Genomic DNA, 20,808 nt, shown 5'->3' on the forward strand with positions numbered 1-20,808 from the left:
TCGAAACGCTGCGAATGGATGCGAAGGCAATAATAATGACGAGTCGCAGGCGCAGCTTGCACAAGCGCGTGTGCCTCGTGACTTTTTGAGGCGTGCTTCGGTCGGCCTTTTGTAGTCCCCCGAATCTCGTTTCAATGACGCGTCGCTAAGTCCAGTCGTTTCCGTGCGGCCTGTAATGGAGTGTTTATGGTAGTCAAGGTATTGGTGGTGGATGACTCCGGTTTCTTCCGCCGCCGCGTCACGGAAATTCTTTCTTCAGACCCAAATATCAAGGTTGTCGGTACCGCGAGCAACGGCAAGGAAGCGATTGATCTGGTGCTGTCGCTCAAGCCTGACGTGATTACCATGGACTACGAAATGCCAATGATGGATGGCATTACGGCCGTCCGCCAGATCATGCAGCGCAGTCCGACCCCGGTGCTGATGTTCTCCTCGCTCACTCACGAAGGTGCCCGCGTTACGCTGGATGCACTGGATGCGGGGGCAGTGGATTTCCTGCCCAAGAATTTCGAAGACATTTCGCGTAACCCGCAAAAGGTCAAACAACTGCTGTGCGAAAAAGTCCACAGCATCTCGCGCAGCAACCGCCGTGGCTTTGGCGGTTCGGCTCCGGCTCCGGCTGCTGCGCCTGCAGTGACACCGACCGTAGCTCCTGCTCCGGCTACCAGCAGAACTGCAAGCCCGGCCCCGGCGCCAGCGCGTACAACAACCCCGCGTACTGCGGCTGCGCCAGCTCCGGCCACTCCGGCTGCAAGCAGCTCGCACGGGCCGTTGTCGGGTACGCCCAAGCGCAAGGCCTACAAACTGGTCGCTATCGGCACATCGACCGGTGGCCCCGTCGCCTTGCAGCGTGTGTTGACGCAACTGCCGGCCAACTTTCCGGCACCTATCGTCCTGATTCAGCATATGCCCGCAGCCTTCACCAAGGCGTTCGCCGAGCGTCTGGACAAGCTGTGCAAGATCAGCGTCAAGGAAGCGGAGGATGGTGACATTCTGCGCCCAGGTCTGGCGCTGCTGGCACCTGGCGGTAAACAGATGATGATCGATGGCCGGGGGGCGGTGAAAATCCTTCCGGGTGACGAGCGTCTGAATTACAAACCTTGCGTGGATATCACGTTTGGTTCGGCTGCCAAATCCTACGGCGACAAAGTATTGGCAGTGGTGCTGACCGGTATGGGTGCTGACGGTCGCGAAGGTGCGCGTTTGCTCAAGCAGGGCGGTAGCAACGTCTGGGCTCAGGATGAAGCCAGCTGCGTGATCTATGGCATGCCAATGGCGATTGTCAAAGCTGACCTGGCAGATGCAATTTACAGTCTGGACGATATCGGCCGGCACCTGGTGGAGGCGTGCGTCTGATGGATGTTCTGAGTCTGATTGGTCTCATCCTCGCGTTTATTGCAATTGTCGGCGGTAACTACCTGGAAGGCGGGCATCTGTCCGCTTTGCTCAATGGTCCGGCGGCCTTGATTGTGATTGGCGGGACCCTGGCAGCTTCGATGCTGCAGGCGCCGATGAGCGCTTTCAAGCGAGCTATTCAGATCGGCGGCTGGATTCTGTTTCCACCGCGAATCGATCTGGCGGGCGGTATCGACCGGGTAGTCAACTGGAGCATGACCGCTCGCAAAGAAGGGCTGCTGGGGCTTGAGTCCGTTGCCGATGCCGAACCCGATACCTACTCCCGTAAAGGCTTGCAGCTGCTGGTCGACGGTGCCGAGCCGCAAGCTATTCGCAGCATCCTGGAAGTCGACTTCCTGACTCAGGAGCACCGCGATATTCAGGCGGCCAAGGTTTTTGAAAGCATGGGCGGCTACGCGCCGACCATCGGCATCATTGGTGCTGTCATGGGCCTGATCCATGTGATGGGCAACCTGGCCGATCCAAGTCAGCTGGGCAGCGGTATCGCGGTGGCCTTCGTGGCAACCATTTACGGCGTTGCCTCGGCCAACCTGATCCTGTTGCCAGTCGCTAACAAGCTCAAGGGCATCGCGTTGCGCCAGTCGCGTTATCGCGAAATGCTTCTCGAAGGTCTGCTGTCCATCGCCGAGGGTGAAAACCCGCGCTCCATCGAACTCAAGCTGCAAGGCTTCATGGAGTAATACGCATGGCTCGACGTCGTCGACCCGAAGAGCACGAAAATCACGAGCGCTGGCTGGTGTCCTACGCGGACTTCATCACGCTGCTGTTCGCGTTTTTCGTCGTGATGTATTCGATTTCGTCTGTCAACGAAGGCAAGTACAAGATCCTTTCTGAAGCGTTGGTCGGTGTATTCAACGACTCCGAGCGCAGCATGAAACCGATCCCGATCGGTGAGCAGCGTCCGTTGTCGGTCAAGCCGGCCGAACCCTTGGTCAAGGACAGTGAGCAAGTCGACGCCGGTATCGGCCAGAGCGAGACCGATCCGCTCAAGGAAATTGCCGATGAAGTACGCGCGGGTTTTGGCGACTTGATCAAGTCGAATCAGATGACCGTACGCGGCAATGAGCTGTGGATTGAAATCGAACTCAGTTCAGGCCTGTTGTTCGGCAGCGGCGATGCCATGCCCAGTGACAAAGCGTTCACGATCATTGAAAAAGTGGCGAGGATCATCAAGCCGTTCGACAACCCGATTCACGTCGAAGGTTTTACCGATGATCAGCCCATCAGCACTGCTCAATACCCGACTAATTGGGAGCTGTCTTCGGCGCGTTCGGCCAGTATCGTACGCATGCTCGCGATGGAAGGGGTCAATCCCTCCCGCCTGGCGTCCGTAGGGTACGGCGAGTTTCAGCCGGTAGCCTCCAATGCCACCGTTGAAGGCCGTGGCCGCAACCGCCGGGTCGTACTGGTGATCTCGCGCAATCTGGATGTGCGTCGCAGTTTGACCTCCACCGGCTCGGCCAATGCACAACCGGACGCCGCCATGCGCCGTGCTGGCACACAAACTGCACCTGCGCCTGTCAACCCGGCGGTGCGCAGCAATACCGTCAATTCTTCGTCACCCGTACGATAGTCGTTTCTCGGTATGGCCACCGCCATGGCGGGAGGAAGAGCACACATGAGAGTCTGGGCAGTAGCCAATCAAAAAGGTGGTGTCGGTAAAACCACTTCCACCATCGCGTTAGCCGGGCTGTTGGCCGAGGCGGGCAAGCGCGTGGTCGTGGTCGATCTGGATCCCCATGGCTCAATGACCAGTTATTTCGGTCACGACCCTGACAGCCTGGAACACAGTGTCTACGACCTGTTTTTGAACAAGGGCAGCATTCCTGACGGCTTGCCAGGTCAGTTACTGTTACCCACCAGCGACCAGCGTATTTCGCTGCTGCCGTCGAGTACTGCGCTGGCGACGCTTGAGCGCCAGACGCCCGGTCAGAATGGCCTGGGTCTGGTCATCGCCAAAAGCCTGGCGCAGCTTTGGCAGGAATTCGACTACGCGTTGATCGACAGCCCTCCGTTGTTGGGCGTGTTGATGGTCAACGCCTTGGCGGCCAGTCAGCAACTGGTAATCCCGGTGCAAACCGAGTTCCTGGCCGTTAAAGGCCTGGAGCGTATGGTCAACACCTTGGCGATGATCAACCGTTCACGCAAAACGCCGCTGCCGTACACCATCGTGCCGACACTGTTCGATCGGCGTACCCAGGCGTCCATGGGCACCCTGAAATTCCTGCGCGACAGTTTCCCCGAGCACGTCTGGAAAGCCTACGTGCCGGTGGATACCCGTTTGCGCGATGCCAGCCGCAAGGGTGTCACGCCTTCGCAGTTCGATAACAAAAGTCGCGCAGTGCTGGCCTATCGCGCTTTGCTCAAGCATTTACTGTCCGAACAACTCATGGCGCAGGTGGCCTGACATGAGCGTGTCGTCTTTATTTGCAGCAGGTACGCAGAACCATTCAAGTCGGGGCTTACATTGGCCGATAACTCTTTCAAGCGGTAATCGCGTTAATCATTGTGTGGCACCTGTATGAACCTGAACCGGCCTGTAGAGATAGCAACACGACCGCAGTTAGCCCTGCAGTCTTATCTGGATGCGCTGCTTCAGGACGCCACCGAAGATTTGCCCGAAGTATTGCCAGCTCAAGCGCAGCTCTCGGCCGAAGATGACTTTGAAGCGGCGGTGCGCGAGGAGCAGGAGCATGACAAGCGCATGCAGGCTCTGGCGACACCGATCGCCGTCGCCGTGGCCGCACCTGCGCCTGTTGCTGTACCGGTCGCTGTCGCTGCACCTGTGGCGGTGCCGGTTGCCGCGCCAGTGGTGGCACGGGTTGAAGTTGAAGTGGTGCCGCAAGTTGTAGAAGTGGTTCAGGTGCCTGAGGTCGAGTTGATCGAGCCGGTCGCCGAGGTTCATCTGGCTACTGCTCAACGCACACCAACGCCGCCGCCTGCCAGCGACGGTCGGCCAGCCTGGGCAGAGGAGCCGTTTGAATGCCTGCTGTTTGATGTGGCCGGTCTGACGCTGGCGGTACCGCTGGTTTGCCTGGGGTCGATTTATCCTTTGGCCGGGCATGATTTGACGCCGCTTTTTGGCCAACCGGAATGGTTCCTCGGAATCCTGCCGAGCCAGAGCGGTAACCTGAAAGTCCTGGATACGGCGCGCTGGATCATGCCGGATCGCTACCGCGATGACTTCCGTCAGGGCTTGCAGTATGTAATTTCGGTTCAGGGTTATGAGTGGGGATTGGCCGTACATCAGGTCAGCCGTTCGCTACGCCTTGACCCAAAAGAGATCAAATGGCGTACCCAGCGAGGGCAGCGTCCCTGGTTGGCGGGCACAGTGATAGAGCACATGTGCGCCTTGCTGGATGTTTCAGAGTTGGCCGAGCTGATTGCCAGTGGCGCGGTCAAGCAGATGCACAAAACCAGATAATCAAGAGGGGGCGTACAGCACGCCTCCTGCACAGCACACACGCGAGGGGTTGGGGTTATGAAGAAGTCGTCCGCACAAGGTTCCGAAGATCCTATTCTGCAGTGGGTTACTTTCCGCCTGGATAACGAGTCTTACGGCATCAACGTGATGCAGGTTCAGGAAGTGCTGCGCTATACCGAGATCGCCCCCGTACCGGGCGCCCCAAGCTACGTGCTGGGCATCATCAACCTGCGCGGTAACGTTGTGACCGTAATCGACACGCGTCAGCGTTTTGGTCTGGCACCGGTTGAAGTCAGTGACAACACACGTATCGTGATCATCGAAGCCGACAAGCAAGTGGTCGGTATTCTGGTCGACAGCGTTGCTGAAGTGGTTTACCTGCGTCAGTCTGAGGTGGAAACTGCGCCTAACGTGGGCAACGACGAATCCGCCAAATTCATTCAGGGCGTCTGCAACAAGAACGGCGAGCTGTTGATCCTTGTTGAACTGGACAAGATGATGTCCGAAGAAGAGTGGTCCGAGCTGGAGAACATCTGATTGATTCTTGAGGTAGCTGTCATTTTCCTGGGGATTCTCTGGGTAGTGACCCTGGGTTTGTTCATCATGCACACCAAGCGCCAGCGTCAACTCGACCTTAAACGGGAAGAGATTGACGCTTTGCGTGACCAGCGCTTCCGGGAACTGGCCAGGCGGGTGGATCATTTCCAGAGTGGTACCGTCAAGATGGGTGAGGCCCTGCACGAGCTGCGGGCGATTGTCGGGCCTCTGCCCGACAAACTCACTGCGTTGGAGCAGCGTGATCCATCAACCCTGTCGTTCGCCCAGGCCGCACGCCTGGTCGGTATGGGGGCCAGCGTCGACGAACTTACCCAGGCCTGTGGTTTGACTCAGGCAGAGGCTCAGTTGATGAGCAAGCTGCATAGTCATAATCAGGGGTAATCGAGGCGCACTTCAAAACTGTAGGAGCGCACGAGCAACGCGAGGCCGCGATAGCGGTTTACCTGACACACCGCCATCGCGGCCTCGCGGTGCCCGTGCGCTCCTACAGAACCGGTTTTCGCTGCCTGCATCAACCTCTCAAATCTTTGTTGCCTATACCGACTCCATCGCGAGCAAGCTCACTCCTACAGGGGAATGCGTTCTGCTGTAGGAGTGAGCTTGCTCGCGATGGCTGTGTGGCAGGCGGCGTAGATTCAGCTGATTCAGCGCAGACCCATTACCACTTCGGCGTAATATCCCGCTCCACCGGCGGCGCATCCGGATCCTGACCCACCGGAAACTTGCCCTTCAAATGCCATGCAAAAGCAATGATCTCCGCGATGGTGCGATACAGCGGCTCTGGAATGCTGTCACCCAACTCCATGCGCGCCAGTAACTTGACCAGTTCGGCATTCTCATAAATCGGCACTTCATATTCCCGGGCAATCGCCAGAATAGCTTCGGCCAGTTGGTCATCACCTTTGGCGCTCAAGGTCGGAGTGTGGGTGCCGTCGTAAGTCAGCGCTATGGCCTGACGAGGGTTTTGGTCCGGTGTGCTCATCAGGCGTTCTCGTCGATCCAGCGTTGTTGAAGGGTCGTGCGCGGTCCCTGCGGTGGTACGCCCTGACTGCAGGCCAACTCACCGACTTCCAGGCCGACTGCAATCAACCGCTCGCGCAAGTAGGCCAGCTCACTGTTGATCAACTCTGCACTGTCGGCGCGCTCGGCCCAGAGCTGGCTTGATAACTTGCCCCTGAGCAGTTGCGCCTGAACCTGAAGCGCTCCAAGCGGCGACAGGTCAAAAGCCAAGTCAATCTTCCAGAGCTTATCCCGGACCTCCTTTGGCTCGCTATCGTCCTTGTCCTTGCTGTTTTCTTTCTCTGGCGTGTCTTCGCGCTGCACCTTGACCTGCATCGGCACGATTTCGTGGCCGTTACGCATGGGGATTTCCAGCTGCCAGGTGGTTTGCTGCTTACCGTCTGCGTTAATCCGTGTCTGTTCAAGGCTCGCCAGTTGATGGCTTTGCACACGCGAAACAGCCGCTGCGGCGAATTTGAGCAGGATTTCCAGATCGTCTTCTTTGCCGCCTTTTACGGCTCGCGAAGGCAATGGGAAGTGGATCGGCAGTGGCGGCGGCGCAACGAGCCCCATCGTTCCGAGGGCGCTGCGCAGAACGCCAGGCATCGTGCGGGTCAGCATATTGGACGCAGCGGCTGCGTCGTAGCTGGTATTGGCGGGCAAACCGGGCAGCAACTGAGCAATAACCTGCATCAGGTTGGCCTTCATGTCTGGCATCGCCATCGGATTCAGGCCGCTCATTAGTTTGGCTTCCATGAACAGGCCGCTGGCATTGATCGCCTGCGCAACGACGCGCGGATTGCTCATCTGCTCGATGTCCGGCAAGTCCGCCAACAGCTGCTGAATGCTTGCCTGTAACGGCGTAGAGGGTGCCGGTGCTGCAGAAGATGCCGACATCGGCGGCTGAAGATTACGCAGCGCATTGATCAGGACGTCCAGCGAGCCCTGACGATTTTGCTGGGTAGTGAGCTGCTGAGTCACCGCCAATTGATCGAGGTTGTCGGGCAGCGGCACAAAGTTAAGGCTTTGGCTGCCTTGCACCTGAGCGCTCAGCAATGCACCGGGTCGCAGTGGCTGGGGGCTTTCTATACTCAGGCTGGTTCCTGCCAGGGTGGTATTGAGCAGAATCACGATAGACCGGTAGAGCGCCGGGGCAGATGGGGCACCGGGCAAAGCGGGGGCCGTGGGCACGCCGGATTGCGGTGCGCCCTGGCCGGTCAATTGGCTCACGGCGTTGGCGACCACCTGAGTGGTCAGCACCCTGGCTTGTAGCAGCGTGCCTTGCGGTAGCTGTTCGGTGTCGATACTGGTTTGTAGATTATTCAGAGCCGTATTGACCTGCTGCAGGCTCATGGTCAGCGAATTGGGTGAAGCTTGCGAGACTGACAGCGTGGTCCCGGGTGTGAGGGGGAGCGGGCTGGTAACGTTGACGCTGGTCTGCAAGCCGTTGCTCAGGGCCAGTTTGATCAGCAATTGGAAGTTCTGCTGCAACTGTTTGAGGGTAATCACCTCGGCTTCGACAGTCTCTCCCGGCTTTATAAGATTTTCCAGCGGCTGCAGCAGTTGAAGCACTTGAGCCGGGGAAAGACCCGCGCGTCCCAAGGCTGCTGCAGCGGTTGTCGGTTGGAGGCTGGTGATGTCACCTGTCATGGAATCGCGACCTGTTGAAAATGCCCTCTGGTGGCAGACATGCCATGTATAATGCGGCCCGCCTTAACGGCCTGCCGATACACGTGAAGTTGACAGTGTAACGGCTGTTTTAAAGCTGACTTGAACAGCCATTTCTTCAGACCGCACCTTCTTCACTGTGTTCTGATGCGACTACGCAGCACCGGGAACCCTGGATGATTCGTTCCATACCTCTTCTGCAAGCCTGCGACCTGGCGTGTGAACGCGACTGGCGGATGCTTTTCGAGCACCTTGATGTGCAAGTGCATGCCGGTGACATGTTGCAGATCAGCGGTCCCAACGGGAGCGGCAAGACCAGCTTGTTGCGCTTGCTTTCGGGGCTCATGCAGCCGACTTCCGGACAGGTACTCGTCAACGGTTTGCCGTTAAGCGAGCAGCGTGTCGAGCTGGCGCGCAATTTACTGTGGATCGGCCATGCTGCCGGCATCAAGGATTTACTCACGCCGGTAGAAAATCTTGCGTGGCTTTGCGCACTGCATCGTCCAGTCGAATCAGCGGCCATCTGGCAAGCACTCGAGGCTGTCGGGCTACGCGGATTCGAGGATGTACCTTGCCATACGTTGTCCGCCGGGCAACAGCGGCGCGTCGCGCTGGCGCGTTTGTATCTGGACAGCCCGCCGATCTGGATCCTCGACGAGCCGTTCACTGCCCTGGACAAGCAAGGTGTCGCGCAACTGGAAGAACATCTGGCCGGGCACTGCGAGCGAGGCGGGATGATCGTGTTGACCACTCACCACACCTTGAGCCGCATACCGGCCGGTTACCGCGATATTGATCTGGGGCAATGGGCCGTATGAGTCATGTGTTTACCCTGCTGGTTGCGCGCGAGGCACGCTTGCTGTTCAGGCGTCCCGCCGAGCTGGCCAACCCGTTAGTGTTTTTTGCCATTGTCATAGCCCTGTTCCCGCTGGCCGTCGGCCCGGAGACACAGCTGTTGCAAACCTTGTCTCCGGGGTTAGTGTGGGTCGCTGCATTGTTATCGGTTCTGCTCTCGCTGGACGGCCTGTTTCGAAGTGATTTCGAAGACGGTTCACTGGAGCAATGGGTGCTGTCCTCGCATTCGCTGGCGCTGCTGGTTCTGGCCAAAGTGCTGGCACATTGGACCTTTTCCGGTCTGGCACTGGTATTGTTGGCGCCGCTGCTGGCCTTGATGCTCGGTTTGCCGACGCAGTGCCTGCCTGTTTTGTTGCTGTCACTGCTGCTCGGGACGCCGGTATTGAGTCTGCTCGGTGCAGTAGGCGCGGCATTGACGGTGGGCTTGAAGCGCGGCGGCTTGCTGTTGGCCCTGTTGATCCTGCCGTTGTACATCCCGGTTCTGATTCTGGGGAGTGGCGCTCTACAAGCGGCACTGCAAGGTATGCCTGCGACCGGCTACCTGCTCTGGCTCGGCAGCCTGACCGCCCTGGCGGTCACCCTGACACCCTTTGCAATAGCCGCTGGCCTGAAGATCAGCGTCGGCGAATAATTGAGGTTATGCCTGACTAAGCGGTTCAGTCAGCAGCAAACCCGAGCGACACCGTGAGAAGGCAGCTTGATGAAAGGCAGCGTAATGAAAGACAACGCTAAACGCGGGTTGAGTTGGGCATGGTTCCACAAGCTCGGCTCACCTAAATGGTTTTACGGCATCAGCGCACGCCTGCTGCCCTGGTTGAGTATTGCCGCGGTGTTGCTGATCGGCATCGGCGTCGTCTGGGGCCTGGCCTTTGCGCCGCCCGATTACCAGCAAGGCAATAGCTTCCGGATCATCTATATCCATGTGCCCGCGGCGATGCTCGCCCAGTCCTGTTACGTGATGCTGGCGGTCTGCGGTGTAGTCGGGCTGGTGTGGAAGATGAAGCTGGCCGACGTTGCCCTGCAAAGCGCGGCACCCATTGGCGCCTGGATGACCGCCCTGGCGCTGGTCAGTGGCGCCATCTGGGGCAAACCGACCTGGGGTTCATGGTGGGTCTGGGATGCGCGCCTCACCTCAATGCTGATTCTGCTGTTTCTATACTTCGGTCTGATTGCCCTGGGCAACGCCATCAGTAATCGTGACAGCGCCGCCAAGGCCTGTGCTGTGCTGGCCATTGTGGGTGTGATCAATATTCCAATCATCAAGTATTCGGTGGAGTGGTGGAACACCCTCCATCAAGGCGCAACGTTCAGCCTGACCGAAAAACCGGCCATGCCCGCCGAAATGTGGCTGCCGCTGCTGTTCACGGTGCTGGGGTTCTATTGCTTCTTCGGCGCGGTGCTACTGCTGCGCATGCGGCTTGAAGTGCTCAAGCGTGAGGCGCGCGCCAGTTGGGTCAAGGCCGAGGTGCTCAAGTCCCTGGGTCAATCGCCAGCCAAGGGGGAGGCACAATGAAATTTGATTCATTCGGCGAATTTCTGGCCATGGGTCATCATGGTCTGTTCGTCTGGTCGGCCTATGGCATCTGTTTCATGGTGCTGGCGATCAATGTGGCGTTGCCGTTGCTGGCACGTCGGCGTTACCTGCAACAAGAGGCGCGTCGCCTGCGCTGGGAGAAACAAAAGTGAATCCGCTGCGTAAAAAGCGCCTGTTGATCATCGTTGCGATTCTCGCCGGTGTCAGCATCGCCGTCACTCTGGCCTTGAGTGCTCTGAAAGAGAACATCAACCTGTTTTACACCCCGACCCAGATCGCCAACGGCGAAGCGCCGCTGGATACCCGTATTCGTGCGGGCGGTATGGTGGAAAAAGGCTCTTTGCAGCGTTCCACCGACTCGCTGGACGTGAAGTTCGTCGTTACCGATTTCAACAAGGCGGTGACCATCACCTATCGCGGCATCCTGCCGGATCTGTTCCGCGAAGGGCAGGGCATTGTTGCTCTTGGCAAGCTCACCGCAGACGGCGTGGTCGTCGCCGATGAAGTGCTGGCCAAGCACGATGAAAAGTACATGCCGCCGGAAGTCACCAAGGCGCTCAAGGAAAGCGGTCAACCCGCCCCGATTTCCTCAACACCATCGAAGCAGGGCTGATCATGATTCCTGAACTCGGCCATCTGGCCATGATTCTGGCGCTTTGCTTCGCCGTCGTGCAGGCCTGCGTGCCGTTGGTTGGCGCGTGGCGTGGCGACCGGCTGTGGATGGGCCTGGCGCAACCGGCTGCCTGGGGGCAATTCAGTTTTCTGGTCTTCGCCTTTGGTTGCCTGACTTACGCCTTCATGACCGACGACTTTTCCGTGGCTTATGTCGCTGAAAACTCCAATAGCGCCTTGCCCTGGTACTACAAGTTCAGCGCAGTCTGGGGTGCACACGAAGGCTCGTTATTGCTCTGGGCTTTGATTCTTGGTGCCTGGACCTTCGCCGTTTCAGTATTTTCCCGACAGTTGCCGCAAGTGATGCTGGCCCGAGTGCTGGCCGTCATGGGCATGATCAGCGTTGGTTTCATGCTGTTTCTGATTCTGACCTCTAACCCGTTTTCGCGGATCCTGCCGCAAGTGCCCGCCAACGGCCGCGACCTGAATCCGCTGCTGCAGGATATCGGCCTGATCGTCCATCCGCCGATGCTCTACATGGGCTATGTCGGTTTCTCGGTGGCGTTCGCATTTGCCATCGCCGCCTTGTTGGGAGGACGGCTTGATGCTGCATGGGCACGTTGGTCACGTCCATGGACTATCGTCGCCTGGGCATTCCTGGGGATTGGTATCACCCTGGGATCATGGTGGGCCTATTACGAGCTTGGCTGGGGCGGCTGGTGGTTTTGGGACCCGGTAGAAAATGCCTCGTTCATGCCATGGCTGGTTGGCACTGCGCTGATTCACTCCCTGGCCGTGACCGAAAAGCGTGGCGTTTTCAAAAGCTGGACGGTATTGCTGGCCATCGCTGCGTTTTCCCTGAGCCTGCTGGGGACATTCCTGGTCCGTTCCGGCGTGCTGACCTCGGTGCATGCTTTCGCATCCGATCCCGAGCGCGGCGTGTTCATCCTGATCTTCCTGCTGTTCGTGGTCGGCGGTTCCCTGACCCTGTTTGCCTTCCGTGCGCCTGTGGTCAAAAGCCACGTTGGCTTCGGCCTGTGGTCCCGGGAAACACTGCTGCTGGGCAACAACCTGGTGCTGGTGGTGGCTGCATCGATGATTTTGCTCGGCACGCTGTACCCACTGGTCCTTGATGCCATGAGTGGCGCGAAGATGTCGGTCGGCCCGCCTTATTTCAACGCGCTGTTCGTACCGTTGATGGGCTTGCTCATGGCGGTCATGGCGATTGGTGTGCTGGTGCGCTGGAAAGATACTCCAGTCAAATGGCTGGCCAGCATGCTCGCGCCGGTACTGATCGGAAGTGCTGTGCTGGCGGTCATTGCCGGTTTTGCCATGGATGATTTCCACTGGGCGGTCATGGCCACTTTCATGCTGGCTGCCTGGGTGTTGCTGGCGGGTGTTCGCGATCTGTTGGACAAGACCCGCCACAAAGGTTTGATTAAAGGCTCACGCAGTCTGACCCGCAGTTACTGGGGTATGCAGCTCGCCCATATCGGCATTGCGGTGTGCGCTCTGGGCGTGGTGCTGTCCAGCCAGAACAGTGCCGAGCGCGATTTGCGTCTGTCTCCGGGTGAATCCATGGAACTGGGCGGTTACACGTTCGTGTTCGAAGGTGCCCGGCATTATCAGGGCCCCAACTTCACGTCGGATCGCGGCACCGTTCGCGTGCTTGAGGGCGGTAAGCTAGTGACCATCCTGCATCCTGAAAAACGCCTTTACACCGTACAGCAATCGATGATGACTGAAGCCGGTATCGACGCTGGTTTTACTCGAGATCTGTATGTGGCCATGGGCGAGCCGCTGGGCGATGGCGCCTGGGCGGTGCGGGTCCACGTCAAACCGTTCGTGCGCTGGATCTGGTTCGGCGGCCTGATCACCGCATTGGGTGGCGTACTGGCAGCGATGGACAAGCGTTATCGGGTCAAAGTCAAAAGCAAGGTACGTGATGCCTTGGGCCTGGAGGCTGCGGTATGAGGCGCTGGATGATGCTGTTGCCGCTGGCGCTGTTCCTTGGCGTTGCGGTGTTTCTCTATCGCGGTCTGTATCTGGACCCGGCCGAGCTGCCCTCGGCGCTGATCGACAAGCCGTTCCCGGAGTTCTCCCTGCGTGATGTGCAAAGCGACCGGATCATCACCCGTGCCGACCTGCTGGGCAAACCGGCATTGGTCAATGTCTGGGGGACCTGGTGCGTCGCGTGTCGGGTCGAACATCCGGTGCTTAACAAACTGGCGCAGCAGGGCGTGGTGATCTACGGCATCAACTACAAGGACGTCAATGCAGACGCCTTGAAGTGGCTCAAGGATTTCCATAATCCGTACCAGTTGAACATCCGAGATGACGAAGGCAGCCTCGGTTTGAACCTGGGTGTTTATGGAGCACCGGAAACCTTCCTGATCGACAGCAAAGGCATCATTCGCCACAAGTTTGTCGGTGTTGTCGACGAAACCGTTTGGCGTGAACAGCTGGCAGGCTTGTATCAGGGCCTTGTAGATGAGGCGCGTCAATGAAGCGTTTTATAGCCGCAGCTGCTTTCAGCCTGGGCATTATCAGCGTGGCCCACGCCGCCATCGACGCCTATGAGTTTCGTGACGACGCTGAACGCGCACGCTACGCCGAGTTGACCAGAGAACTGCGTTGCCCCAAGTGCCAGAATCAGGACATCGCCGACTCCAACGCGCCGATCGCTGCTGACCTGCGCAAGGAAATCTTCCGCATGCTTGGCGAAGGGCAGACCAATCAGCAGATTATTGACTTCATGGTCGACCGCTACGGCGATTTTGTGCGCTACAAGCCTGCCTTGACCGCCAAAACCTGGCTGCTGTGGTTCGGGCCAGCCGGGTTGCTGGTGGGCGGAATGGTTGTGATAGGTGTGATTGTCGTGCGTCGTCGTGGCCAAGGCCGCGAGGAAAACGATGCGCTTTCCGACGGGGAGCGTCAGCGCCTCGCAAATCTGCTGGATAAAAACCGCGAATGATTGATTTCTGGCTAGCTGCCGGCCTGCTGTTGCTGGTGGCCATGAGTTTCCTGCTGATCCCCGTCCTGCGTGGTCGTCGCGCGCAAAGTGAAGAAGATCGCACCGCGCTCAACGTTGCCCTGTATCAGGAGCGCGTCGCTGAACTGCAAGGTCAGCAAGAGGAGGGCGTGCTGACCTCGACGCAAATGGACAGCGGTCGCGCCGAAGCGGCCCGTGAGTTGCTGGCAGACACCGAGGGCGCTGAACCATTGCGTACCTCGCGTCTTGGCAAGACTTTGCCATTGCTGGCCGCGTTTATGGTGCCTTTGATGGGCATCGCTCTCTATATGCATTTTGGCGCCAGCGACAAAGTCGAACTGACCCGTGAGTTCGCCCAGCCACCCGGTTCAATTGCAGAGATGACCAACCGCCTGGAGCGTGCCGTCAAAGCTCAGCCGGATTCAGCCGAAGGCTTGTACTTCCTGGCGCGCACTTATATGGCTCAAGACCGACCGGCCGATGCCGCCGCGATGTTCGAGCGTGCAGTCGCCCTGGCAGGGCGGCAGGCCGAATTACTAGGCCAGTGGGCCCAGGCGTTGTACTTCGCCAACGGCAAAAAATTCAGCCCGCAGGTGCAGGCACTGACCAACGAAGCGTTGCAGGCCGATCCAAAAGAAGTCACCAGTCTGGGGCTGTTGGGGATTGCCGCCTTTGAAAGCCAGCATTATCAGCAGGCCGTAGATTACTGGAAGCGCCTGTTGGCTGTGCTGCCTGCACAGGATCCATCGCGGCAAGCACTGGAAGGCGGCATTGCCCGCGCTACTGAAAAGCTCGCTGAAAGCGGTGGCAAGGTTGAACAGCCTGCGGCGGCTGTCATTAAAACGGCGTCGATCAAAGTGCGTGTCGATCTGGCCGCTGACCTGAAAGCCAAAGTCGCGCCGGGTGACAGCGTATTCATCTTCGCTCGCGCGGTGGGTGGCCCTCCGGCGCCATTGGCGGTAAAACGAGTGACCGTGGCTGACTTGCCCACTGAGGTCGAACTGGGCGATGCCGACGCGATGATGCCGCAGCTGAAACTGTCGAACTTTCCGGAAGTCCAACTCGTGGCGCGGATATCCCGTGCAGGTCAGCCGACCACAGGCGAGTGGATCGGCCGCAGCAAGCCACTGTCGAGCAATACTACGGCCTTGCAGGCACTGACCATCGACAGCCCTGATCAGTAGAGAGCACGCTTATGTACCGCGCAGCCGCACGTATTACGTTATTGGGTCTGGTTATGGGCTTGAGCGCTTGCGCGGTTCAGCCCACAGGACCGCGCAGCCAGGAACCGATCCCGACGCTGCCCGGCAAGTCGCAGCCAGGCACGCCGAGCACGCCAGCACCCACGCCTGCCCCGAAAGCTCCGGCAGCCGGCCCGAAAACTTCCAGCAACTTCGCCCCGCCACCGGGTGGCAACAGCCACTGGGATGCGCGCCTGGGTGTGCACGTACTGGATGACGAGAAAGACACCTTCTACCGCCAGCGCACCTACTACCGCTGGAACAACGGCTGGACCTGGTCAACGGGCCGTAATGGACCATGGCAGGAGACGGATTCCAGCGGTGTGCCAGCAGGGTTGGGTAAGCAGTTCGGGAATTGAGGCGGATTGGATTCTGTTCCCCCTGTAGCACCTAACTTGTTGGCGAGACAATAGTGCCGGCAAGTTATGATTATCGTCCATCTGCACCCTCTCCAATAAGTTGGCTTCTATGGGGCAGCTAAGTTTCTTCAGGCAAAAAAATCGGCGATCCAAAGGTCGCCGTTCTTTTGCCTCAAAATTATTAAAATAAAAAGCCTACGTTTTTTTCAGTCTTTTCCTACTTTATTTTTAATATGCATGAGGCGATAGAAGTATAAAATACTTCTTCTTTGTCGTGCAGTTGTTGTGGTTTGGAGTTTCATATGAAGTATCTGGTCGGTGCTTTTTTTGTTCTGTATTGCTCTGCCAATGTATTCGCGAGCGGTTGTGGGTACTCAGCAGCCCAAGCCAGAACTCTTATCTACCAAAAGGGAGCGTTTCTACCCGTTTTCTTTTCCCGTTATCAGCTGGATCTACCTGGCCCCCCACACGCTTTTGTTAGCGGTGAAGGGTTTGTCGCGGCTTATCCCAATAAAAACTACGTTGGTATACAGCGCCTTGATACAGGCAAGATGGCTGATTCCTTGGCTAGGCTGAGTAAAAATTTAACCGCTGTTTCTGATTTTTATCGGTTAATTTACGGCGCTTCTCCGCCTCTGGAGATCACTGTTGATCCCCAGGAACAGAGCTTGCAGCGACGTCTTTTGAAACTTGACTGCATGTCTGACGTTATTTTCTTTCAACAGAGTGATATCCAGGTCATTTTTCATGGCGCTAGAGAGGACGCCGACTTTCATAAAATAATGCTTCTGGATGGCGATGACGTCGAACTCATCACCGTGCGAGGCAGTAGAGAAATTGCAATGCAGATAGTGGCTAGTATTAAACGGAGGTTGTAGATGTACGAAATGGACCACAAGGATAAAGAAATACTGCGCGAGGTTTTGGTTAAATGGTACGGGCCGCAGGCCAATGGCTGGGAAATGAATAGTGCTGTGCTGCGTGTGGTCTTGAAGATGGTTGGTGAGATACAGAGCTGTACCTCAGTCATGCATCTGGTTCCTACGCCTATGACGTTTGGAAATCAATATACGCAGTTGGCCAAAGGATATTTGACAAAGATACTAGGGGTTTTGCGAGATAACTCACAGGTGTATTTGAGTTGCGCAAGAGCGACTATTTTGGGTTACAAGACTGAAGTTGCTATCGCTGCAATGGGTCTCTGATTTGACATCTTTTCTTTAAAAGCTGTCGAAGGCTGCGAAAGGTGGCGTGTCAGCATGATGCTACCGCTGTGTCGCGGTGTTTGGAGGCTCCAGGTTTCGTGTGAGCTGCGTTACCCTATGAAGATTGGCGACCCGAAGGTCGCCGTTTTTCATTTCAAACCAGCCCAATCATTTGCCGGTATAGATCTGATCAAACACCCCACCATCAGCGAAGTGGGTTTTCTGCACAGTGCGCCAGTCGCCGAAGGTTTTCTCTACTGAGAGGAAATCGACTTTCGGGAAGCGGTCGGTATATTTCGCCAGTACTTTTGGATCACGCGGGCGCAAGTAGTTGGCGGCGGCGATTTCCTGGGCTTCTGGGGACCACAGGTACTTCAGGTATTCCTCGGCAGCGGCGCGGCTGCCTTTCTTCTCGACGACTTTGTCGACCACGCTGACAGGCGGTTCGGCTTCAGCTGAGACGCTCGGGTAAACCACTTCGAACTGATCACGACCGAATTCGCGGGCAATCATTTCTGCTTCGTTTTCGAAAGTAACCAGCACGTCACCAATCTGGTTGGTCATGAACGTGGTGGTAGCGCCGCGGCCGCCGGTGTCCAGCACGGGTACGTGTTTGAACAGGTCGCCGACGAACTTCCTGGCAGCGGCTTCATCACCACCGTTTTTCAGGGTATAGCCCCATGCCGACAGATAGGTGTAACGGCCGTTACCCGAAGTTTTCGGGTTAGGCACGATAACTTCTACGCCGTCCTTGACCAGGTCGTTCCAGTCTTTCAAGGCTTTAGGGTTGCCCTTGCGGACGATAAATACGGTGGCCGAAGTGAACGGTGCGCTGTTGTTTGGCAGGCGCGTGACCCAGTTCTTCGGGACCAGTTCGCCGTTATCTGCCAAAGCATTGATGTCGGTGGCCATGTTCATGGTGATCACGTCGGCTGGCAGGCCGTCGATGACTGAGCGGGCTTGTTTACTGGAGCCGCCGAACGACATCTGCACGGCGATGTTTTCTTTATGCTCGGCTTGCCAGTGTTTCTGGAACGCAGCGTTGTAGTCCTTATAGAAGTCACGCATTACGTCATACGACACGTTGAGCAAGGTCGGGGCGGCCTGGGCCGCGCTGCCGAAAGCCAGTCCAGCGGCGAGTAACGAAGCGGCGAAAAGTCTGTTCACTGCGCATTCCTTTTTTGTGGTGGGTCATGCTACTGAGTTTAATAGCACTGAGTTGATGGCTTAATGCTGGCGACTATAGCCGGGCAGCATTAGGCGTTTAAAGATTTAAAAAGCATTTGCTTATGCTTTATTTTCCACGCGGGGGAAAAGTGCGTTGCCGCAGCGTGAGCAAAAGGCGGCGCCGTGTTCGTGATTATTCTTCGAGCACACCGGGCAATCGTGTTTCAGCTGTTCGCCACGCATGGCAGTGGCCAGCTCGGCGGTGAAGATTCCTGTGGGCACCGCGATGATCGAGTAACCGGTGATCATCACCAGCGCCGAGAGCATCTGGCCGATAGCGGTCTTGGGCACAATGTCGCCATAGCCCACGGTGGTCAGCGTCACGACTGCCCAATAGATGCCTTTCGGGATGCTGGTAAAACCGTGCTCGGGACCTTCAATCACATACATCAGTGTGCCAAACACAACCACCAGCGTAGACACGCTGACCAGAAACACGATGATCTTCTGTTTACTGCCGCGCAGTGCCGCCAGCAGGTAATTGGCTTGCTTCAGGTACGGGCTGAGTTTGAGCACCCGGAAAATCCGCAACATGCGGATTACACGCACGATCAACAGGTACTGCGCATCGCTGTAATAGATCGCGAGGATGCCAGGCACGATCGCCAGCAGGTCTACCAGGCCATAGAAGCTGAAGGCGTATTGCAGTGGTCGCGGTGAGCAGTACAGACGCAGCGCATATTCGATGATGAATACGGCGGTGAATCCCCACTCGGCATAGGCGAGCCAATCGCCATAGCCTTCGTGTGCGGCGGGAATGCTGTCGAGCACGACGACAATCAGACTGCAGAGGATGACCACCAGCAGCGTCTTGTCGAAGCGTCGTCCGGCCGGGGTATCGTTCTGGAAGATGACAATGCGTAACTGTTCGCGGCGACTGATGGTGCTGTCCATGGTGGTTTCCGAATTCAAGATCGGAGCAGTCTACGCAATTTCCGGATTTGAATTGTACTGCTGGTCTGCACATTCCGCAGGAGCTGCCGAGGGCTGCGAAATCAGTGTGCCAGAATGGCCGGTTTCGCAGCCTTCGGCAGCTCCTGCAGGTTGTATATGTTTAGACCCTGAACTGCCTCAACAGCCCATTCAACTGTTCGCTCATTTCCCGCAAGTGAACGCTTGCTTCCGTCGACTGTTCTGCTGCGATGGCAGTGCTCTGCGAGAGTTGCGCTGCCTGCGTGACGTTCTGGTTGATGTCCTCGACGACGTGGGATTGCTGCAACGTTGCGCTGGCAATCGACGCGTTGAGGCTGTTGAGGTTGCGCAAGGCCTGGCTGATTGATGTCAGGCTTTGCCCTGCCTGATTGGCTTGCTCGATGGTCAGTTGTGATGAACGACTGCTGTCGGCAATGACTTTTACCGCCGCATCAGAATGAGTCTGCAGGCGTTCGATCATGCTTTGAATCTCAGCGGTCGATTTCTGGGTGCGCTGGGCCAGCAAGCGAACTTCATCGGCTACCACCGCAAAACCACGACCCTGCTCCCCGGCGCGCGCAGCTTCGATCGCCGCGTTCAGGGCCAGCAAGTTGGTCTGTTCGGCGATTGAACTGATGACCTCAAGTACGCCACCGATTTGTGTACTTTCCGAAGAGAGCGTGCGAATTACGTCAACCGCTTGATTGATCGTGCCGGACAAGTGATCGATCTGGCGCAGGCTGCTGTCGATGTTCACCTGGCCCTGGTGCGCCTGGGACTCGGCGTCGCGCATTTCATTGGCGGCGTGCTCGGCATTCTTGGCAACGTCCTGAACGCCATAAGTCACCTCGTTGACGGCGGTCGCCACCAGTTCCATTTGCTGCGACTGTTGCTGGCTGCGCGCCTGGGCTTGTTCGGCATTGCTGCCCAAATCCGAGGAAGCTTTTTCCAGGCCGTTAGCCGATGCCTGCAATTGAATGACCACGCCACGCAGCTTGGCGGTGAAGGCGTTGAAATGCCTGGCCAGTTGAGTGACTTCGTCGTTGCCTTGAGTTTCCAGAGAGCGGGTCAAATCGCTCTCGCCACTGGCAATGTCAGCCATGGCTTGCACGGAGTCGCGAAGAGGGCGGACGATGCTGCGCGCGATAAGAATGACCAGCAGTGCCATGACGGCGATGATCGCCAGGCTGAACAACGCGGCATTGATCGTCTGTTGCTGGAACTCTGCTTTCACGTCATCGACGTAAACGCCTGAGCCGAGAATCCAGCCCCAGGGTGCAAACAGTTTTACGTAGGAAATTTTCCGGACGGGTTCACTGGCACCCGGCTTGGGCCAGCGATACTGAATCATACCCGCGCCTTTTTCCTTGGCTACGGCAACCATCTCGTTGAAGACTGCGAAACCATCCGGGTCCTTGATTGCGGATAAATCCTGACCGACCAGCTTCGCGTTCATGGGATGCATGATCATGACTGGACGCATATCGTTGATCCAGAAGTAGTCATCCTTGTTGTAGCGCATGCCGCGGATAGCATCCAGAGCCTGTTTCTGGGCCGCATCACGGCTTAGCGCGCCGGCAGTCTCCAGACCCTGGTAATACTCCAGGATCCCGCTGGCGCTCTGCACCACATGCATGGTTTTTTCCGCCTTGGCGGCGTAGAGGTCCGTGTGCACTTGTTTGAGCATGGCCGCTGCCAGGATAAACAGCATCAGTACGGAGACGATGAGAATCAGCCAGAGTCGTCGGCTGATGGATAAGCTGCGCATTGTCATGACCGGTTGCTCCGTTCTATTTTTTATTGTTT

At 57.4% G+C, this 20,808-nt stretch carries 24 protein-coding genes; 19 read left to right on the top strand and 5 right to left on the bottom strand.

The features are described 5' to 3' along the window. Nucleotides 1-186 precede the first annotated feature (186 nt). The 7 genes from ABRP31_RS08005 to ABRP31_RS08035 all read left to right on the top strand — a co-directional run bounded on the left by ABRP31_RS08005 (nucleotide 187) and on the right by ABRP31_RS08035 (nucleotide 5,779). Complete coding sequence (locus ABRP31_RS08005; RefSeq protein WP_349970495.1) at nucleotides 187-1,356, top strand: chemotaxis response regulator protein-glutamate methylesterase; 1,170 nt, start codon at nucleotides 187-189, stop codon at nucleotides 1,354-1,356. Then, nucleotides 1,356-2,096 (top strand): flagellar motor protein, encoded by a 741-nt coding sequence (locus ABRP31_RS08010; protein ID WP_087266822.1) that lies wholly within the window; start codon nucleotides 1,356-1,358, stop codon nucleotides 2,094-2,096. Before ABRP31_RS08005 ends, ABRP31_RS08010 begins: the two co-directional genes overlap by 1 nt. A 5-nt stretch (nucleotides 2,097-2,101) precedes the next feature. After that, nucleotides 2,102-2,989 carry a flagellar motor protein MotD gene (gene motD / locus ABRP31_RS08015; RefSeq protein ID WP_349970497.1) on the top strand — a complete coding sequence of 296 codons (888 nt, stop codon included), beginning with the start codon at nucleotides 2,102-2,104 and terminating at the stop codon, nucleotides 2,987-2,989. Nucleotides 2,990-3,034: 45 nt separating this feature from the next. Further along, nucleotides 3,035-3,823, top strand: a complete 789-nt coding sequence (locus tag ABRP31_RS08020) for a ParA family protein (protein ID WP_087266829.1) — start codon at nucleotides 3,035-3,037, stop codon at nucleotides 3,821-3,823. Nucleotides 3,824-3,937: 114 nt separating this feature from the next. Continuing rightward, nucleotides 3,938-4,840 (top strand): CheW domain-containing protein, encoded by a 903-nt coding sequence (locus ABRP31_RS08025; RefSeq protein WP_349970499.1) that lies wholly within the window; start codon nucleotides 3,938-3,940, stop codon nucleotides 4,838-4,840. A gap of 57 nt (nucleotides 4,841-4,897) precedes the next feature. Further along, complete coding sequence (locus ABRP31_RS08030) at nucleotides 4,898-5,377, top strand: chemotaxis protein CheW (RefSeq protein ID WP_087266835.1); 480 nt, start codon at nucleotides 4,898-4,900, stop codon at nucleotides 5,375-5,377. Then, nucleotides 5,378-5,779: a DUF2802 domain-containing protein gene (locus ABRP31_RS08035; protein ID WP_087266840.1), complete on the top strand. Its 402-nt coding sequence runs from the start codon at nucleotides 5,378-5,380 to the stop codon at nucleotides 5,777-5,779. 277 nt (nucleotides 5,780-6,056) lie between these two features. On the opposite strand, the gene ABRP31_RS08040 is transcribed toward ABRP31_RS08035, so the two are convergent. Then, a complete protein-coding gene (locus ABRP31_RS08040; protein ID WP_087266842.1) occupies nucleotides 6,057-6,380 on the bottom strand; it encodes an EscU/YscU/HrcU family type III secretion system export apparatus switch protein in 324 nt (107 codons plus the stop codon). After that, nucleotides 6,380-8,047 (bottom strand): flagellar hook-length control protein FliK, encoded by a 1,668-nt coding sequence (locus ABRP31_RS08045; RefSeq protein WP_349970500.1) that lies wholly within the window; start codon nucleotides 8,045-8,047, stop codon nucleotides 6,380-6,382. The genes ABRP31_RS08040 and ABRP31_RS08045 overlap by 1 nt, the downstream gene beginning before the upstream one ends. Nucleotides 8,048-8,241: 194 nt before the next feature. Between ABRP31_RS08045 and ccmA the strand changes: the two genes are divergently transcribed. The 12 genes from ccmA (at nucleotide 8,242) to ABRP31_RS08105 (ending at nucleotide 16,863) form a co-directional block, all read left to right on the top strand. Further along, nucleotides 8,242-8,883, top strand: coding sequence for a cytochrome c biogenesis heme-transporting ATPase CcmA (gene ccmA, locus ABRP31_RS08050; protein WP_349970501.1), 642 nt, complete (start codon nucleotides 8,242-8,244; stop codon nucleotides 8,881-8,883). After that, a complete protein-coding gene (gene ccmB / locus ABRP31_RS08055) occupies nucleotides 8,880-9,551 on the top strand; it encodes a heme exporter protein CcmB (protein WP_087267367.1) in 672 nt (223 codons plus the stop codon). The genes ccmA and ccmB overlap by 4 nt, the downstream gene beginning before the upstream one ends. A gap of 84 nt (nucleotides 9,552-9,635) precedes the next feature. Beyond that, nucleotides 9,636-10,433: a heme ABC transporter permease gene (locus ABRP31_RS08060; RefSeq protein ID WP_349970502.1), complete on the top strand. Its 798-nt coding sequence runs from the start codon at nucleotides 9,636-9,638 to the stop codon at nucleotides 10,431-10,433. Next, nucleotides 10,430-10,606 (top strand): heme exporter protein CcmD, encoded by a 177-nt coding sequence (gene ccmD, locus ABRP31_RS08065; protein ID WP_349970503.1) that lies wholly within the window; start codon nucleotides 10,430-10,432, stop codon nucleotides 10,604-10,606. The genes ABRP31_RS08060 and ccmD overlap by 4 nt, the downstream gene beginning before the upstream one ends. Continuing rightward, nucleotides 10,603-11,067: a cytochrome c maturation protein CcmE gene (gene ccmE, locus ABRP31_RS08070; RefSeq protein ID WP_087266854.1), complete on the top strand. Its 465-nt coding sequence runs from the start codon at nucleotides 10,603-10,605 to the stop codon at nucleotides 11,065-11,067. Before ccmD ends, ccmE begins: the two co-directional genes overlap by 4 nt. 2 nt (nucleotides 11,068-11,069) lie before the next feature. Beyond that, a complete protein-coding gene (locus tag ABRP31_RS08075; protein WP_349970504.1) occupies nucleotides 11,070-13,040 on the top strand; it encodes a heme lyase CcmF/NrfE family subunit in 1,971 nt (656 codons plus the stop codon). Further along, nucleotides 13,037-13,573, top strand: a complete 537-nt coding sequence (locus ABRP31_RS08080) for a DsbE family thiol:disulfide interchange protein (RefSeq protein ID WP_087266861.1) — start codon at nucleotides 13,037-13,039, stop codon at nucleotides 13,571-13,573. Before ABRP31_RS08075 ends, ABRP31_RS08080 begins: the two co-directional genes overlap by 4 nt. After that, nucleotides 13,570-14,040 (top strand): cytochrome c-type biogenesis protein, encoded by a 471-nt coding sequence (locus tag ABRP31_RS08085; RefSeq protein ID WP_087266864.1) that lies wholly within the window; start codon nucleotides 13,570-13,572, stop codon nucleotides 14,038-14,040. Before ABRP31_RS08080 ends, ABRP31_RS08085 begins: the two co-directional genes overlap by 4 nt. Then, nucleotides 14,037-15,242 carry a c-type cytochrome biogenesis protein CcmI gene (ccmI, locus tag ABRP31_RS08090; protein ID WP_349970505.1) on the top strand — a complete coding sequence of 402 codons (1,206 nt, stop codon included), beginning with the start codon at nucleotides 14,037-14,039 and terminating at the stop codon, nucleotides 15,240-15,242. The genes ABRP31_RS08085 and ccmI overlap by 4 nt, the downstream gene beginning before the upstream one ends. A gap of 11 nt (nucleotides 15,243-15,253) precedes the next feature. Continuing rightward, nucleotides 15,254-15,658 (top strand): hypothetical protein, encoded by a 405-nt coding sequence (locus ABRP31_RS08095; RefSeq protein ID WP_349970506.1) that lies wholly within the window; start codon nucleotides 15,254-15,256, stop codon nucleotides 15,656-15,658. Between the two features lie 302 nt (nucleotides 15,659-15,960). After that, entirely contained in the window at nucleotides 15,961-16,536 is a 576-nt protein-coding gene (locus ABRP31_RS08100) for a hypothetical protein (protein WP_349970507.1), read from the top strand. Beyond that, nucleotides 16,537-16,863, top strand: a complete 327-nt coding sequence (locus tag ABRP31_RS08105; protein ID WP_349970508.1) for a hypothetical protein — start codon at nucleotides 16,537-16,539, stop codon at nucleotides 16,861-16,863. A 168-nt stretch (nucleotides 16,864-17,031) separates the two neighbouring features. On the opposite strand, the gene ABRP31_RS08110 is transcribed toward ABRP31_RS08105, so the two are convergent. From ABRP31_RS08110 to ABRP31_RS08120, 3 genes are all read right to left on the bottom strand, one after another. Beyond that, nucleotides 17,032-18,030 carry a sulfate ABC transporter substrate-binding protein gene (locus ABRP31_RS08110; protein WP_349970509.1) on the bottom strand — a complete coding sequence of 333 codons (999 nt, stop codon included), beginning with the start codon at nucleotides 18,028-18,030 and terminating at the stop codon, nucleotides 17,032-17,034. Nucleotides 18,031-18,150: 120 nt separating this feature from the next. After that, nucleotides 18,151-18,984: an ion transporter gene (locus ABRP31_RS08115; protein ID WP_349970510.1), complete on the bottom strand. Its 834-nt coding sequence runs from the start codon at nucleotides 18,982-18,984 to the stop codon at nucleotides 18,151-18,153. Between the two features lie 160 nt (nucleotides 18,985-19,144). Beyond that, complete coding sequence (locus ABRP31_RS08120) at nucleotides 19,145-20,776, bottom strand: methyl-accepting chemotaxis protein (protein WP_349970511.1); 1,632 nt, start codon at nucleotides 20,774-20,776, stop codon at nucleotides 19,145-19,147. Nucleotides 20,777-20,808 lie beyond the last annotated feature (32 nt).

Origin of the sequence: Pseudomonas caspiana (assembly GCF_040224095.2) — a bacterium.
Taxonomy (GTDB): domain Bacteria; phylum Pseudomonadota; class Gammaproteobacteria; order Pseudomonadales; family Pseudomonadaceae; genus Aquipseudomonas; species Aquipseudomonas caspiana.

Excerpts from the sequence above, each read along its gene's own strand:
- ABRP31_RS08005 (WP_349970495.1), top strand. The coding sequence starts at position 187 with ATGGTAGTCAAGGTATTGGTGGTGGATGACTCCGGTTTCTTCCGCCGC.
- ABRP31_RS08010 (WP_087266822.1), top strand. The coding sequence starts at position 1,356 with ATGGATGTTCTGAGTCTGATTGGTCTCATCCTCGCGTTTATTGCAATT.
- motD (WP_349970497.1), top strand. The coding sequence starts at position 2,102 with ATGGCTCGACGTCGTCGACCCGAAGAGCACGAAAATCACGAGCGCTGG.
- ABRP31_RS08020 (WP_087266829.1), top strand. The coding sequence starts at position 3,035 with ATGAGAGTCTGGGCAGTAGCCAATCAAAAAGGTGGTGTCGGTAAAACC.
- ABRP31_RS08025 (WP_349970499.1), top strand. The coding sequence starts at position 3,938 with ATGAACCTGAACCGGCCTGTAGAGATAGCAACACGACCGCAGTTAGCC.
- ABRP31_RS08030 (WP_087266835.1), top strand. The coding sequence starts at position 4,898 with ATGAAGAAGTCGTCCGCACAAGGTTCCGAAGATCCTATTCTGCAGTGG.
- ABRP31_RS08040 (WP_087266842.1), bottom strand. The coding sequence starts at position 6,380 with ATGAGCACACCGGACCAAAACCCTCGTCAGGCCATAGCGCTGACTTAC.
- ABRP31_RS08045 (WP_349970500.1), bottom strand. The coding sequence starts at position 8,047 with ATGACAGGTGACATCACCAGCCTCCAACCGACAACCGCTGCAGCAGCC.
- ccmA (WP_349970501.1), top strand. The coding sequence starts at position 8,242 with ATGATTCGTTCCATACCTCTTCTGCAAGCCTGCGACCTGGCGTGTGAA.
- ccmB (WP_087267367.1), top strand. The coding sequence starts at position 8,880 with ATGAGTCATGTGTTTACCCTGCTGGTTGCGCGCGAGGCACGCTTGCTG.
- ABRP31_RS08060 (WP_349970502.1), top strand. The coding sequence starts at position 9,636 with ATGAAAGACAACGCTAAACGCGGGTTGAGTTGGGCATGGTTCCACAAG.
- ccmD (WP_349970503.1), top strand. The coding sequence starts at position 10,430 with ATGAAATTTGATTCATTCGGCGAATTTCTGGCCATGGGTCATCATGGT.
- ABRP31_RS08075 (WP_349970504.1), top strand. The coding sequence starts at position 11,070 with ATGATTCCTGAACTCGGCCATCTGGCCATGATTCTGGCGCTTTGCTTC.
- ABRP31_RS08080 (WP_087266861.1), top strand. The coding sequence starts at position 13,037 with ATGAGGCGCTGGATGATGCTGTTGCCGCTGGCGCTGTTCCTTGGCGTT.
- ABRP31_RS08085 (WP_087266864.1), top strand. The coding sequence starts at position 13,570 with ATGAAGCGTTTTATAGCCGCAGCTGCTTTCAGCCTGGGCATTATCAGC.
- ccmI (WP_349970505.1), top strand. The coding sequence starts at position 14,037 with ATGATTGATTTCTGGCTAGCTGCCGGCCTGCTGTTGCTGGTGGCCATG.
- ABRP31_RS08095 (WP_349970506.1), top strand. The coding sequence starts at position 15,254 with ATGTACCGCGCAGCCGCACGTATTACGTTATTGGGTCTGGTTATGGGC.
- ABRP31_RS08100 (WP_349970507.1), top strand. The coding sequence starts at position 15,961 with ATGAAGTATCTGGTCGGTGCTTTTTTTGTTCTGTATTGCTCTGCCAAT.
- ABRP31_RS08105 (WP_349970508.1), top strand. The coding sequence starts at position 16,537 with ATGTACGAAATGGACCACAAGGATAAAGAAATACTGCGCGAGGTTTTG.
- ABRP31_RS08115 (WP_349970510.1), bottom strand. The coding sequence starts at position 18,984 with ATGGACAGCACCATCAGTCGCCGCGAACAGTTACGCATTGTCATCTTC.
- ABRP31_RS08120 (WP_349970511.1), bottom strand. The coding sequence starts at position 20,776 with ATGACAATGCGCAGCTTATCCATCAGCCGACGACTCTGGCTGATTCTC.